The organism is Caenimonas terrae (assembly GCF_042655405.1).
GTDB classification, from domain to species: domain Bacteria; phylum Pseudomonadota; class Gammaproteobacteria; order Burkholderiales; family Burkholderiaceae_C; genus Ramlibacter; species Ramlibacter terrae_A.
This window is the reverse complement of sequence record NZ_JBHSMF010000006.1, coordinates 550,626-564,129: the sequence shown is the minus strand read 5'-3', so window position 1 is coordinate 564,129 and position 13,504 is coordinate 550,626. Positions and strand designations below refer to the sequence as shown.

General features: G+C 64.4%; 11 protein-coding genes and 3 tRNA genes. 9 read left to right on the top strand and 5 right to left on the bottom strand.

Annotation, left to right across the window (positions count from 1 at the left end; genetic code table 11):
* Positions 1-35 precede the first annotated feature (35 nt).
* The 6 genes from tig (at position 36) to ACFPOE_RS09515 (ending at position 6,288) form a co-directional block, all read left to right on the top strand.
* Positions 36-1,349 carry a trigger factor gene (tig, locus tag ACFPOE_RS09540; protein ID WP_376849850.1) on the top strand — a complete coding sequence of 438 codons (1,314 nt, stop codon included), beginning with the start codon at positions 36-38 and terminating at the stop codon, positions 1,347-1,349.
* Between the two features lie 121 nt (positions 1,350-1,470).
* Positions 1,471-2,079 (top strand): ATP-dependent Clp endopeptidase proteolytic subunit ClpP, encoded by a 609-nt coding sequence (clpP, locus tag ACFPOE_RS09535; protein ID WP_376849849.1) that lies wholly within the window; start codon positions 1,471-1,473, stop codon positions 2,077-2,079.
* Positions 2,080-2,207: 128 nt separating this feature from the next.
* On the top strand, positions 2,208-3,473 hold the full coding sequence (gene clpX / locus ACFPOE_RS09530; protein WP_376849848.1) for an ATP-dependent Clp protease ATP-binding subunit ClpX: 1,266 nt from the start codon (positions 2,208-2,210) through the stop codon (positions 3,471-3,473).
* Positions 3,474-3,602: 129 nt separating this feature from the next.
* Positions 3,603-6,041, top strand: coding sequence for an endopeptidase La (lon, locus tag ACFPOE_RS09525; protein WP_376849847.1), 2,439 nt, complete (start codon positions 3,603-3,605; stop codon positions 6,039-6,041).
* Between the two features lie 60 nt (positions 6,042-6,101).
* Positions 6,102-6,177, top strand: a tRNA-Gly gene (locus tag ACFPOE_RS09520).
* Positions 6,178-6,214: 37 nt separating this feature from the next.
* Positions 6,215-6,288, top strand: a tRNA-Cys gene (locus ACFPOE_RS09515).
* 36 nt (positions 6,289-6,324) lie between these two features.
* On the opposite strand, the gene ACFPOE_RS09510 is transcribed toward ACFPOE_RS09515, so the two are convergent.
* Positions 6,325-7,017: a hypothetical protein gene (locus tag ACFPOE_RS09510; protein ID WP_376849846.1), complete on the bottom strand. Its 693-nt coding sequence runs from the start codon at positions 7,015-7,017 to the stop codon at positions 6,325-6,327.
* Between the two features lie 74 nt (positions 7,018-7,091).
* Here ACFPOE_RS09510 and ACFPOE_RS09505 point away from each other — a divergent pair, with 74 nt between their 5' ends.
* A complete protein-coding gene (locus ACFPOE_RS09505) occupies positions 7,092-7,730 on the top strand; it encodes a TetR/AcrR family transcriptional regulator (RefSeq protein WP_376849845.1) in 639 nt (212 codons plus the stop codon).
* Between the two features lie 17 nt (positions 7,731-7,747).
* On the opposite strand, the gene ACFPOE_RS09500 is transcribed toward ACFPOE_RS09505, so the two are convergent.
* Positions 7,748-7,840: transfer RNA gene (locus ACFPOE_RS09500), tRNA-Leu, on the bottom strand.
* A gap of 106 nt (positions 7,841-7,946) precedes the next feature.
* Between ACFPOE_RS09500 and ACFPOE_RS09495 the strand changes: the two genes are divergently transcribed.
* Positions 7,947-8,579, top strand: coding sequence for a DUF6806 family protein (locus tag ACFPOE_RS09495; RefSeq protein ID WP_376849844.1), 633 nt, complete (start codon positions 7,947-7,949; stop codon positions 8,577-8,579).
* Between the two features lie 50 nt (positions 8,580-8,629).
* Here the strand turns inward: ACFPOE_RS09495 and murI are convergent, their stop codons facing one another.
* Positions 8,630-9,418 carry a glutamate racemase gene (gene murI, locus ACFPOE_RS09490; protein WP_376849843.1) on the bottom strand — a complete coding sequence of 263 codons (789 nt, stop codon included), beginning with the start codon at positions 9,416-9,418 and terminating at the stop codon, positions 8,630-8,632.
* A gap of 11 nt (positions 9,419-9,429) precedes the next feature.
* On the bottom strand, positions 9,430-10,971 hold the full coding sequence (locus ACFPOE_RS09485) for a fumarate hydratase (protein ID WP_376849842.1): 1,542 nt from the start codon (positions 10,969-10,971) through the stop codon (positions 9,430-9,432).
* A 207-nt stretch (positions 10,972-11,178) separates the two neighbouring features.
* On the opposite strand from ACFPOE_RS09485, the gene ACFPOE_RS09480 reads away from it, so the two are divergent.
* Positions 11,179-12,372, top strand: coding sequence for a TIR domain-containing protein (locus tag ACFPOE_RS09480; protein WP_376849841.1), 1,194 nt, complete (start codon positions 11,179-11,181; stop codon positions 12,370-12,372).
* 174 nt (positions 12,373-12,546) lie between these two features.
* Here the strand turns inward: ACFPOE_RS09480 and ACFPOE_RS09475 are convergent, their stop codons facing one another.
* Positions 12,547-13,203, bottom strand: coding sequence for a hypothetical protein (locus tag ACFPOE_RS09475; protein WP_376849840.1), 657 nt, complete (start codon positions 13,201-13,203; stop codon positions 12,547-12,549).
* Positions 13,204-13,504 lie beyond the last annotated feature (301 nt).

Below are 13,504 nucleotides of genomic sequence, written 5' to 3'. Positions count from 1 at the left end.
GACTCACCAGACAGATTTACCTCAAGAGAGAACTTATGGCCGTGAACGTTGAAACCCTCGACAAGCTGGAACGAAAAATCACGCTGACGCTGCCCGTCAACGTCATCCAGTCGGAAGTGGACTCCCGCCTGAAGCGCCTGGCGCGCACCGTCAAGATGGACGGCTTCCGCCCGGGCAAGGTACCGATGAACGTCGTGGCCCAGCGCTACGGCTACTCGGTGCATTACGAAGTGATGAACGACAAGGTCGGCGAGGCGTTCGCCCAGGCCGCCAACGAGGCCAAGCTGCGGGTGGCGGGCCAGCCCAAGATCACCGAGAAGGAACAGTCGCCCGAAGGCGAGCTCGCGTTCGACGCGATCTTCGAGGTGTTTCCGGAAGTCAAGATCGGCGACCTCGCCGGTGCCGAAGTGGAGCGCGTGACGGCAGACGTCACCGAGAGCGCCATCGACCGCACGGTGGACATCCTGCGCAAGCAGCGCCGCACCTTCGCCCAGCGTCCGCACGATGCCGCGGCCCAGGATGGCGACCGCGTGACGGTGGACTTCGAAGGCAAGATCGACGGCGAGCCGTTCCAGGGCGGCAAGGCCGAGGACTTCCAGTTCCTGATCGGCGACGGCCAGATGCTCAAGGAATTCGAGGAAGCGGTGCGCGGCATGAAGGTCGGCGAGAGCAAGACCTTCCCGCTGGCGTTCCCGGCCGATTACCACGGCAAGGAAGTGGCCGGCAAGTCGGCCGACTTCATGGTCACGGTCAAGAAGATCGAAGCGGCCAACCTGCCGGAAGTTAACGAGGCGCTGGCCAAGTCGCTGGGCATCGCCGACGCGACGGTGGAAGGGCTGCGCGCCGACATCAAGAAGAACCTCGAGCGCGAGGTGAAGTTCCGCCTGCTGGCCCGCAACAAGCAGGCCGTGATGGACGCTCTGGTGGCCAAGGCCGAACTGGACCTGCCCAAGTCCAGCGTGCAGTCCGAAGTGGACCGCATGATCGAGGGTGCCCGCGCCGACCTCAAGCAGCGCGGCATCAAGGACGCCGACAAGGCGCCGATCCCCGAGGACATGTTCCGCCCGCAGGCCGAGCGCCGCGTGCGCCTGGGCCTGGTGGTGGCGGAGCTGGTGCGCTCCAACGACCTGCATGCCAAGCCGGAGCAGATCAAGACCCACGTGGAAGAGCTTGCCGCCAGCTACGAGAAGCCGGAAGACGTGGTGCGCTGGTATTACAGCGACAACCGCCGGCTGGCCGAAGTCGAGGCGATCGTGATCGAGAACAACGTGACCGACTTCGTGCTGGGCAAGGCCAAGGTCACCGACAAGTCGATCTCCTTCGAGGACCTGATGGGACAGCAGGCCTGAGCCCGCGCCTTCCAGCCAATGGGGCCTGTTGCCGGACCTTGCAGTCCGGGGCGCAGGCCCCATTTGCTTTGCAGCTTTCCCTTTTCGCTACAGTAGCGACAGACAACCGGAGTCAATTCCCATGAGCGCACTTGAAACCCAGGCCCTCGGCATGGTGCCGATCGTCATCGAGCAGTCCGGACGCGGCGAGCGTTCCTACGACATCTATTCGCGCCTGCTGCGCGAGCGGGTCATCTTCCTGGTCGGCCCGGTCAACGACCAGACCGCCAACCTGGTGGTCGCCCAGCTGCTGTTCCTGGAGAGCGAGAACCCGGACAAGGACATTTCCTTCTACATCAACTCCCCTGGCGGCAGCGTCAGCGCCGGCATGGCCATCTTCGACACCATGAACTTCATCAAGCCGGACGTCTCCACGCTGTGCACGGGCATGGCCGCCAGCATGGGCGCCTTCCTGCTGGCCGCCGGCGCCAAGGGCAAGCGCTTCTCGCTGCCCAACTCCAAGGTCATGATCCACCAGGTGCTGGGCGGGGCCCAGGGCCAGGCGACCGACATCGAGATCCACGCCCGCGACATCCTCAAGACCAAGGCCGTGATGAACCGCATCCTGGCCGAGCGCACCGGCCAGCCGCTGGAGAAGATCGAGCGCGACACCGAGCGTGACTATTTCCTCGATGCCGACGAAGCCAAGGCCTACGGGCTGGTGGACCAGGTGATCGCGAAGCGTCCCTGACCGACAATGCGGGGCGCGGCGCAACTCCTGCTGAGCGAGTTGCACTGCAGCAACGGCGCTTCCCGGCATCGGAGGCGCCGTTTTTTATTTGGTTATCATTGAGAAACTCCTTTTAAAAGGCATAGTGCATGGCCGAGAAAAAAGGCTCTTCCGGCGAAAAGACGTTGTATTGCTCCTTCTGCGGCAAGAGCCAGCATGAGGTCAAGAAACTGATCGCGGGTCCGTCGGTGTTCATCTGCGACGAGTGCATCGACCTGTGCAACGAAATCATCCGCGACGAGCTGCCTTCGGGCGACGAGACGCGGGAGGCGCGCGGCGACCTGCCCACGCCGGGCGAGATCAAGGCCAACCTGGACAACTACGTGATCGGCCAGGAAGCGGCCAAGCGCACGCTGTCGGTGGCCGTGTACAACCACTACAAGCGGCTGCGCCACAAGGAAAAGTCCAAGAAGGACGACGTGGAGCTGACCAAGAGCAACATCCTGCTGATCGGCCCCACCGGCTCGGGCAAGACCCTGCTGGCCCAGACGCTGGCGCGGATGCTGGACGTACCCTTCGTGATGGCGGACGCCACCACGCTGACGGAAGCCGGCTATGTCGGCGAGGACGTCGAGAACATCATCCAGAAGCTGCTGCAAAGCTGCAACTACGAGGTAGAGCGGGCCCAGCGCGGCATCGTCTACATCGACGAGATCGACAAGATCTCGCGCAAGTCGGACAACCCGTCGATCACGCGTGACGTCTCGGGCGAGGGCGTGCAGCAGGCGCTGCTCAAGCTGATCGAAGGCACCATGGCCAGCGTTCCGCCGCAGGGCGGGCGCAAGCACCCGAACCAGGACTTCCTGCAGATCGACACGACCAACATCCTGTTCATCTGCGGCGGCGCCTTCTCCGGGCTGGAAAAGGTCATCGAGCAGCGCACCGAGTCGTCGGGCATCGGCTTCGGCGCCACCGTCAAGAGCAAGAAGCAGCGCAGCCTGTCGGACATGTTCCGCGAGGTGGAGCCGGAAGACCTGATCAAGTTCGGCCTGATCCCGGAACTGGTCGGCCGGATGCCGGTGGTCGCCACCCTGGCGGAGCTGAGCGAAGACGCCCTGGTGCAGATCCTCACCGAGCCGAAGAACGCGCTGGTCAAGCAGTACGGCAAGCTGCTGGCGATGGAGGGCGTGGACCTGGAGATCAGGCCCAGTGCCCTCAAGGCCATTGCCAAGAAGGCGCTGGCGCGCAAGACCGGCGCCCGCGGCCTGCGCTCGATCCTGGAGCAATCCCTGATCGACACGATGTTCGAGCTGCCCAACACCTCCAACGTGGACAAGGTCGTCGTGGACGAATCCACCATCGAGGAAAACAAGCCGCCGCTGCTGGTGTACCGCGAAGCCGCCAGGAAGGCCTGAGCTGCACGTTGCGTCCGCCGCTGCGGTGAGAGTTGCAACAAAGCTCGCCCTGCCGCCCCCGGCGGCCGGCGCGAGGGTTGAAAATCACCCGATACGGGCCATATTCATCGGGTAACTCAAAGGATAAGCATGTCCGGACACATTCCACTGCCTGCCACCGCGATCGACCTGCCGCTGCTGCCGCTGCGCGACGTGGTGGTGTTCCCCCACATGGTGATTCCGCTGTTCGTCGGCCGGCCCAAGAGCATCAAGGCGCTGGAAACGGCGATGGAATCGGAGCGCCGCATCATGCTGGTGGCCCAGAAGGCCGCCGCCAAGGACGAACCGTCGGTCACCGACATGTTCGAGGTCGGCTGCGTCTCCACCATCCTGCAGATGCTCAAGCTGCCTGACGGCACGGTCAAGGTGCTGGTGGAAGGCCAGCAGCGCGCCCGCGTCAACAAGATCGACGACGGCGAGGCCCACTTCACCGCCAATGTCACGCCGGTGGAAGCGGCCGCGGGCGAGCAGAAGTCCAGCGAGATCGAGGCGCTGCGGCGCGCCGTGATGCAGCAGTTCGACCAGTACGTGAAGTTGAACAAGAAGATCCCGCCCGAGATCCTGACCTCGATCTCCAGCATCGACGATCCGGGCCGGCTGGCGGACACCATCGCCGCCCACCTGCCGCTCAAGCTGGATAACAAGCAGATCGTGCTGGACCTGGCCGACGTCAAGCTGCGGCTGGAGAACCTGTTCGAGCAGATCGAGCGCGAGGTCGACATCCTGAACGTCGACAAGAAGATCCGCGGCCGCGTCAAGCGCCAGATGGAGAAGAACCAGCGCGATTTCTACCTCAACGAGCAGGTCAAGGCGATCCAGAAGGAGCTCGGCGAGGGCGAAGAGGGCGCCGACATCGAGGAGATCGAAAAGAAGATCAAGGCTGCCAAGATGCCCAAGGAGGCATTGAAGAAGGCCGAGGGCGAATTCAAGAAGCTCAAGCTGATGTCGCCCATGTCGGCCGAGGCGACGGTGGTGCGCAACTACATCGACGTGCTCACCGGCCTGCCGTGGGCCAAGAAGACCAAGATCAAGCACGACCTGGCGCATGCCGAGGCGGTGCTCAATGAAGACCACTACGGGCTGGAGAAGGTCAAGGACCGCATCCTGGAATATCTCGCGGTCCAACAGCGCGTGGACAAGGTGAAGGCGCCGATCCTGTGCCTGGTCGGCCCTCCGGGCGTGGGCAAGACCTCGCTCGGGCAGTCGATCGCCAAGGCGACCGGGCGCAAGTACGTCCGCATGGCGCTTGGCGGCATGCGCGACGAAGCGGAGATCCGCGGCCACCGCCGCACCTACATCGGCGCGATGCCGGGCAAGGTGCTGCAGAGCCTGAACAAGGTCGGGACGCGCAATCCGCTGTTCCTGCTGGACGAGATCGACAAGCTCGGCACGGATTTCCGCGGCGACCCGTCCAGCGCGCTGCTGGAAGTGCTGGACCCGGAGCAGAACCACAAGTTCGGCGACCACTATGTGGAGGTCGACTTCGACCTGTCGGACGTGATGTTCGTGGCCACCTCCAACTCGATGAACATCCCGCCGGCGCTGCTGGACCGGATGGAAGTGATCCGGCTGGCCGGCTACACCGAGGACGAGAAGACCAACATCGCCATCAAGTACCTGCTGCCCAAGCAGATGAAGAACAACGGCGTGAAGGAAAACGAACTGCTGGTCTCCGAAGAGGCGATCCGCGACATCGTGCGTTATTACACGCGTGAGGCGGGCGTGCGCTCGCTGGAACGCGAGCTGTCCAAGATCTGCCGCAAGGTGGTCAAGGGCCTGCAGTTGAAGAAGATGACGCCGAAGGTCGTGGTCGACGGCGCCAACCTCAACGACTTCCTGGGCGTGCGCAAGTTCACCTATGGCCGCGCCGAGAACCAGAACCAGGTCGGCCAGGTGGTCGGACTCGCGTGGACCGAAGTGGGCGGCGACCTGCTGACCATCGAGGCCGCGCTGATGCCCGGCAAGGGCGTCATCACCACCACGGGTTCGCTGGGCGACGTGATGAAGGAATCGGTGGCGGCAGCGCGCACCGTGGTGCGCAGCCGGGCCCGGGCCCTGGGCATCAAGGACGAAGTGTTCGAGAAGAAGGACATGCACATCCACGTGCCCGACGGCGCCACGCCCAAGGACGGCCCGAGCGCGGGCGCGGCGATGACGACGGCCATCGTGTCGGCGCTCACCGGCATCCCGGTGCGCGGCGACGTCGCGATGACCGGCGAGATCACGCTGCGCGGCGAGGTGACGGCGATCGGCGGCCTGAAGGAAAAGCTGCTGGCCGCGTTGCGCGGCGGCATCAAGACGGTGCTGATCCCGGAAGAGAACGCCAAGGACCTGCAGGACATCCCGGACAACGTGAAGGCGGGCCTGGAGATCGTGCCGGTCAAGTGGATCGACAAGGTGCTGGAAGTGGCGCTCGAGCGCCACCCCACGCCATTGCCGGACGAAGAGCAGGCGCCGGCCGCTGCAGTGGAGGCGCCTGCGGTCGCCACCGCCGCTCCGGTCACCACGCCGGTATCGGTGAAACATTGAATTGAGCGAGCCCAGGTTGCAGCGCAGCGAAAAACTACGCTATAATTCGAGGCTCGAAATGCGGGAATAGCTCAGTTGGTAGAGCGCAACCTTGCCAAGGTTGAGGTCGAGAGTTCGAGACTCTTTTCCCGCTCCAATTTTAAAAAAGGGAAGCTCCGGCTTCCCTTTTTCTTGGCGCGATAGCAAATCGGTTATGCACGGGATTGCAAATCCCGCTAGCCCAGTTCGACTCTGGGTCGCGCCTCCAGTTTCTGCCTCCTTGCGACGCCGGCTTCTGCCGGAATCACTGCGTGAAGCCGGCCTCAGGCATCTCGCGGGCCGGGCGGCTCATGGCAAGCCCGACGAGCAGCAGCACGCTGCCCACCAGCATCCAGTTGTCCAGGTCCCAGAACGCGAGGAACAGCGCTGCGCCGGCAATGATGCACGCCGACGCTGCGCGGGCGCGCGCCGTGCGGCCCCAGAGAACCAGCCCCTGGAGCGCCAGGCCGACGAAAGCCAGCTTGGCAAGCGTCGTCGTGAGCAGGAACGCACCTTGCGGCGACGTCATGGCGGCGTAGGCCGCGGTGGCGCCTTCGACGTCGCGCGCGTCGACACGGGCCAGGCCGTCGTAGAACGCCGTCCACATGCCGAACAGGCCGCCCAGGTAGATCGTCCCGACCACCGTCACCATGCACGCCGCGGCGCTGGCAGCGGCGCGGCCCGGCGCAGCGAGGCGATGCAGCCGCAACGCTGTCACCAGGAACAGCGGCAGCGCCAGGTACGCGATGACGTGCGGGTCGTGCAGCAGCGGACGCTGTCCGCCGTGCGCGATCAGCCAGGGCACGATGACCTGCGGCGGGGTCGGCAGGTAGCGCAGGCGGAAATCCAGGAACTGCGGCAGGCCGCGCAGGTGCATGGCGAAGACGATCACCAGCAGCAGCGGCAGGAGCATGGGCAGTGCGGCGGCGGCAAGCAGGCGCAGGCGGGTGGGTGTCATCGGCGCGATCGAAGTGGGGACGGCCCTTATCATTCCGTGCATCCTCGTCGAACTCCACCCGCAACAGGCTCACCATGTCTCCTACCGGACGTCGGCCCGAAGGTGTCCGGAAACCCGCCGACCGGCGGGTCGCGCGGACACGGCGCAGCATCGACACCGCATTTCTCTCGCTGCTCCAGCGGCGCGGCTACGAAGCCGTTGGCGTCAGCGACATCGTGCGCGAGGCCGACGTCGGCCTCGCGACGTTCTACGAGCACTACACCTCCAAGGACGACCTGCTGCGCGCCCAGCTGCGCCACGTCTGCACGACGATGCTTCGCTCGGGCCCGGACCAGCCGGCCCTGCTGGACGCGACGCCGCTGTTCGCGCACGTCCGCGACATGCCGATGCTGTATCGCCTGGTCGCCGGCCGCGGCGCCGCGGCCCGTTCGCTGCGGGTGCTGCAGGAGGTGATGGAGGAACGCGCGGCGTCCATCCTGGCCGAGCGCCTGACCGCAGGAGCGTCCTTGTGCGCACCGTTCACGGTGCCGGTCGCCTGCCGCCTGATCGTGGCGAACCTGGCCGCGCTGCTGGCCTGGTGGACCGAGAACGGAATGAAGGAGACCGCGGGCGAGATGCAGGCGCTGTTCCGCTCGTGCGTCGGCGCGATGGTCGACCAGGCTGCGCCCGACCGGGCGATCGCTTCGGCATCGGCCCGTTGCCCGACGACATGACCGCGAACCGGGAAGGTTGGTGCGCGGGACGGGACTCGAACCCGTACGCTCCCTTTCGGGTTGGCGGCGGGTTTTAAGCCCGATGTGTCTACCAATTCCACCACCCGCGCGAGGTCCGATCATAGCGTCGGGCATTCCGGGGCCGGCCGGCCGGAATACACTCGGCTGGTGCCCGCTCGCCGCCGAAACCGGGGGCGGCCAAAGACGGAGAACCCCATGTCACGCTACAACGCCCCCTTTGAAATCCATGTCCATGGCGACGTGCCGCTGCGCGCCGACGTGACATTTGCCCAGCTGCAGGACGCGCTCAAGCCGCTGTGGAAGTACGCGGGCGCCAAGTCGCTGGCCGATGGCGCCGAGAGCGCCTACGAGGAAGAGCCCGGCATCAAGTTCGACGCCCCCGAACACCTGCTGCGGATGTGCTGGACGGTCGCCGGCGACGAGGATTTCCGCCAGTCGCTCGACGAGATGTGCATGAGCTTGAACGAACTGGCCGAGCAGGGCGCCGCCATCGAGATCACCTTCTACGACGCCGAGTTCGACGAGGACGAGGAAGGCGACGACGCCGAGTCGCGCGACGACTTCGTCATCCTGTTCGTCGGCCCGACGCCCGCCGCGATCATGCAGGTGCAGCGCGACCTGCTGGTGCAGGACGTGATCAACCTGATGGAGCGCCATTTCGACGGCTCGGAGCTGTCGGGCGTGGTGGCCGAGATCGACAAGCTGTTCAGCCAGCGCTTCGACGCGCTGGTCAACTCGCTGGAGATCGGCAAGCCGCCGCGCGGCACCGGCGGCTCCGGCAGCTCGGGCCACGGCAGCGGCGGCCGCCGGCCGCGCCACCTGCATTGAGCACGGGCTAGGCTGGAGCGCCGGTCGCGCAGGCGGACCGGGTGCTGGCCTTAGAGCCAGCGTGCCGCAGCCCGCTCCAGCGCCGCCAGCTCGCCGGTCGACTCCAGGCGCAGCGCTCCGGCGCCGGCCGGCGCCCGCAGCCCGGCTGACTCCAGCAGCCTGCGGGTCTGCCGGGCCACCGGCTGGCCGGTTTCCACCAGGTGCACGTCCGCTCCGGCCAGCTGCTGCAGCTGCGGCTGGGCGAACGGGTAGTGCGTGCAACCCAGCACCAGGGTGTCGATGGCGCCGCTGTCGGCGCCCAGGCGCCCCAGGGCCCCGGTGTATTGCGCACAGAGTTCGGCGATGCGCGGGCCGTCGTTCGTCTCGATCGCGTCGGCCAGGCCGTCGCAGGCCTGCAGCACGAACTGCGCCTGCCCCTGGAGCGCCGCCTGCAGCGCCGCGAACTTGGCGCTGGCGAGCGTGGCGCGCGTGGCCAGCACGCCGATGCGGCCGGTGCGGGTGAGGGCAAGCGCCGGCTTGAGTGCCGGCTCCACGCCGACGATGGGCAGCCCGGGCAGCTGCGCGCGCAGCACATGCACCGCTGCCGCCGTCGCGGTGTTGCAGGCGATGACCAGCGCCTTGATCGCATGCTCGTCGAGCAGGCGCTGCGCCACCGCACGGGCGCGCTCCGCCACGAAGGCGTCGTCGCGCTCGCCGTAAGGCGCGAAGCCGGCATCGGCCAGGTAGACGAAGTTCTCCGCCGGCAGCTCCGCGCGCAGCGCGCGCAGGATGCTCAGGCCACCGACGCCGCTGTCGAAGACGCCGATGGGCCGGCTGGCGGAAATGGCGTCGGAGCCCAATGTCGTCCCATTCAGGCGACGGCGACCGGGATGTTCCTGAACTCGCCGGTGGCGATCTTCTTTTTCCACTCGGCCGGGCCGGTCACATGCGCGTTCGTCCCGCCGGCGTCCACTGCAACCGTCACGGGCATGTCGGTGACGTCGAATTCGTAGATCGCTTCCATGCCGAGGTCGGCGAAGCCCAGCACCTTCGCGCTCTTGATCGCGCGGGAGATCAGGTAGGCGGAGCCACCCACAGCCATGAGGTACGCGCTCTTGTGCTGGCGGATCGATTCCACCGTTTCCGGACCGCGTTCGGCCTTGCCGATCATGGCGATCAGGCCGGTCTGGCCCAGCATCATGTCGGTGAACTTGTCCATCCGGGTCGAGGTGGTCGGTCCCGCCGGTCCCACCGCTTCCTTGCCCACCGGATCGACCGGGCCGACGTAGTAGATGACGCGGTTGGTGAAATCCACCGGCAACTTCTCGCCGCGGGCCAGCATCTCCTTGATGCGCTGGTGGGCGGCGTCGCGGCCGGTCAGCATCTTGCCGTTCAGCAGCAGCGTCTCGCCCGACTTCCAGCTGGCCACTTCGGCCGGCGTCAGCGTGTCGAGGTTGACGCGCCGGCTCTTCTTCTCGTCCGGCGCCCAGTTGACGTTCGGCCACAGGTCCAGGCTGGGCGGGTCCAGGTACACCGGGCCGGAGCCGTCCATGGTGAAGTGCGCGTGCCGGGTGGCGGCGCAGTTCGGGATCATCGCCACCGGCTTGCCGGCCGCGTGGGTGGGGTACATCCTGATCTTGACGTCCAGCACCGTGGTCAGGCCGCCCAGGCCCTGCGCACCGATGCCCAGTGCGTTGACCTTCTCGTACAGCTCGACGCGCATTTCCTCGACCTTGTTCGAGGGGCCGCGCTGCAGCAGCTCGTACATGTCGATGTCTTCCATCAGCGATTCCTTGGCCAGCAGCACGGCCTTCTCCGCCGTGCCGCCGATGCCGATGCCCAGCATGCCCGGCGGGCACCAGCCGGCGCCCATCGTCGGCACCGTCTTGAGCACCCAGTCGACGATCGAGTCCGACGGATTGAGCATCGCCAGCTTGCTCTTGTTCTCGCTGCCGCCGCCCTTGGCCGCGACGGTGATCTCCAGCTTGTCGCCGGGCACCAGCTCGGTGAAGATCACGGCCGGCGTGTTGTCTCCGGTGTTCTTGCGGGCGAACTGCGGATCGCCCACCACCGAGGCGCGCAGGGTGTTGTCCGGATGGCTGTAGCCGCGGCGCACGCCGTCGTTGATCGCGTCCTCGAAGCCGGCCGGAAAGCCCTCGAGGCGCACGTCCATGCCGACCTTGGCGAACACGTTGACGATGCCGGTGTCCTGGCAGATCGGCCGGTGGCCGGTGGCGCTCATGCGGCTGTTGGTCAGGATCTGCGCGATCGCGTCCTTGGCGGGCGCGCTCTGCTCGCGCTCGTACGCGCGCGCCAGGTGGGCGATGTAGTCGGCGGGGTGGTAGTAGCTGATGTACTGCAGCGAGGCGGCGATCGATTCGACGAGGTCGTTGTACTTGATGGTGGTTGGCATGGTCTTGAGAGGGTAGTGCAGGGGCTTGGCGGATTATCTCAAACGCTTCTCGGGCGGCATCCTTCACGCTCCGGTGGCACTTAATACGCTTGGGGCGACGCTGCACACCTGTACAAAATCTGCACAAACGCGGCACCCTTGCAGATATATTGCTCAGCTGTGCCCAGAATGGGGGGCGCAAGTGACGGCCAAACCTAAGGAGGGAACATGGCAAAAGAACAGACGAAGTCGCCCAAACAGACACCTGCCCCAAAAGCTGCAGCCAAGAAGGCAACTCCGATTCCGTCTAAAGCGCCCGACAAGCCTCGATCCTACATGTCGCAGGAGGACATTCCTGCATATGGAATCGATGACGCTCTACTTGTCGCTCGGGCTATCCTAGAGCAATACGGTGGCGATGCTTCCACGCCGTTGGATGTTGCTGCTGCGCTGGAGATGCAAACAACAAGCTCCAAGTTCCGAATGCTGTGCGGCGCGTCGATCGCCTACGGCTTGACTACGGGCGGTTACAACGCGCAGTCGATTTCGGTAACTGAACTTGCCAGAAGGATCATCGAACCGACTGAGGAGGGCGACGACCTTGTGGCCAAGCGTGAAGCCGTGCTGAAACCCAGGATCATCCGAGAGTTCCTGTCGAAGTACTCAGGGTCTCAACTGCCGCGCGAAGAGATCGGGTTCAATGTTCTTAAGGGAATGAAAGTTCCGGCAGATCGGGCTCAAGCTGTATGGGAAATGATTATCTCGACTGCAAACAGCGTGGGCTTCATTCGGATCATTAAGGACCGGAAATACGCGGACTTGGGAGGCGTGAAGCCACCGCAGACCAGCGAGCCTACGGCACCAGAGTCAAATGCTTCGGAAAAGGCGAGAGACATACCTGAACCGTTTGATGACGCAGCATCGGAAGGAGCTGTTGCTGTGCCGCCCGCGCCGGCACCTGCAACAACAGACCCGCGCAGCAGGAAAGTGTTCATCACCCACGGGAAGAACACTAGCTTCATCGAGCCAATTAAGAAGCTTCTCGGGTTTGGCGAGATGATTCCGGTGGTTTCCGTTGAGAAGCAATCTGTGGCGCAGCCGGTCCCTGATAAAGTGATGAACGACATGCGAGCCTGCGGCGCAGCGATCATCCACGTAGAGGGTGAGATGGTGCTAATCGACAAGGATGCCAAAGAGCACACGGTGATCAACCCCAACGTACTCATAGAGATCGGCGCTGCCATGGCCTTGTACGGAAGACGGTTCATCTTGTTGGTGCGGGACGGCGTCAAGCTGCCGTCAAACCTACAGGGACTGTACGAAGTGCGATACCAAGGAGATTCGCTTGACGGGAATACGACGATCAAGTTGTTGGAAGCGATTAACGAGATGAAGAGTACCCCGCCTCCAGAGCCCGCGTAAGTTCCGAACGGAGAGGTCCCCACAAATAGTTGATCCAATGTCCACAGCCCGACGTTAATCACCCCCAGCCCCCGCGCAGCCCGATGGTTCGATCCGCAGCGACCGAAGAAGAGGAGGAGGAAGAAGAGGAATAGGTGTTAGATGCAAATCATTTGATCTACTTCGTCGGACAGCCTAGTCCTGCATCATCAGCAAGAACCGGTTCAGGGCTTCGTCCGATTTGAAGGACGCGCTAACCTCGTAAGACCACAGCGGGAAGTGGGTAACGCCAGTCCCATCGTTATCCAAATTCGCCGAGTGCGTGATCTGGATTTGCTTAATGAATCCATCGCTCGTGTGCTCACGGAACCACTTCAGGGCAGCGAGGAGGGCGGGGTCGACGCGCTCCTTCTTGTTCTGCGCCTTTCCGATCAGCTCAAGCTTGTTGGGGCCCCGCTCCCACTTCAACCTGACGATGTAGTGATGGATGTAAGGGGCGCCGTTAGTCTGCACGAGCGCCTCCGGTCGCAGCTCTTCGCCTGGCCCGACGATGTCTTTGATTATTCCCTTGTCGAACCTGACTCGGAAATTGAAGCCTCCATTTGGATTGGGAGCCGCGTGCTCGATGACTCCTGTTCCCATCAAGGAGTGAACGACGCGTGAGCCGAGGCCAAGGTCCCCTTCGCCGACGAAGCGAAGCTCAACGTTTTCCGTCACGCGGAACTCAGGCTCCTTCGCTGCGGCCACGTTCTTCGCTTGCTGCACGGCGTCTTCTTCTGAATCGGCCGGCACTTGGACCGGAACTGCCTTCAACTGAACGACTTCAACCTGCCCGTCGTAGAACTTTGTCATGCTTATCGCCTTGTGTGCAGCCAGAACTATGCCATTGCTGCCCGCTTTGCTCGCTCACTTCGCAGCGCGCCTTCAGCGGCACTGGCCCAGACATTGCCCGGAACGCTTGGGCTGACGCCTTCGCTACGAGCTGCGCCGACATCGGCTCGTTGCTCACCTGAGCGCCGCTAGCACGTGCGCGAGTGACAAGAGGATGGCCGGCGCAATCAGCAGCGCAAGCGCGCACAGTTTCACAAAAGCCTTTTCCTTGGCGAAATGTTTCATGAGATCAGGCAGTTTCGTCATAGCACTCTCGCTGTAC

Bases quoted from the DNA above. Each gene is read 5' to 3' on its own strand.
- ACFPOE_RS09475 (WP_376849840.1), bottom strand. From the start codon at position 13,203: ATGACAAAGTTCTACGACGGGCAGGTTGAAGTCGTTCAGTTGAAGGCA.
- tig (WP_376849850.1), top strand. From the start codon at position 36: ATGGCCGTGAACGTTGAAACCCTCGACAAGCTGGAACGAAAAATCACG.
- clpP (WP_376849849.1), top strand. From the start codon at position 1,471: ATGAGCGCACTTGAAACCCAGGCCCTCGGCATGGTGCCGATCGTCATC.
- ACFPOE_RS09495 (WP_376849844.1), top strand. From the start codon at position 7,947: ATGTCACGCTACAACGCCCCCTTTGAAATCCATGTCCATGGCGACGTG.
- ACFPOE_RS09505 (WP_376849845.1), top strand. From the start codon at position 7,092: ATGTCTCCTACCGGACGTCGGCCCGAAGGTGTCCGGAAACCCGCCGAC.
- ACFPOE_RS09485 (WP_376849842.1), bottom strand. From the start codon at position 10,971: ATGCCAACCACCATCAAGTACAACGACCTCGTCGAATCGATCGCCGCC.
- clpX (WP_376849848.1), top strand. From the start codon at position 2,208: ATGGCCGAGAAAAAAGGCTCTTCCGGCGAAAAGACGTTGTATTGCTCC.
- ACFPOE_RS09510 (WP_376849846.1), bottom strand. From the start codon at position 7,017: ATGACACCCACCCGCCTGCGCCTGCTTGCCGCCGCCGCACTGCCCATG.
- lon (WP_376849847.1), top strand. From the start codon at position 3,603: ATGTCCGGACACATTCCACTGCCTGCCACCGCGATCGACCTGCCGCTG.
- ACFPOE_RS09480 (WP_376849841.1), top strand. From the start codon at position 11,179: ATGGCAAAAGAACAGACGAAGTCGCCCAAACAGACACCTGCCCCAAAA.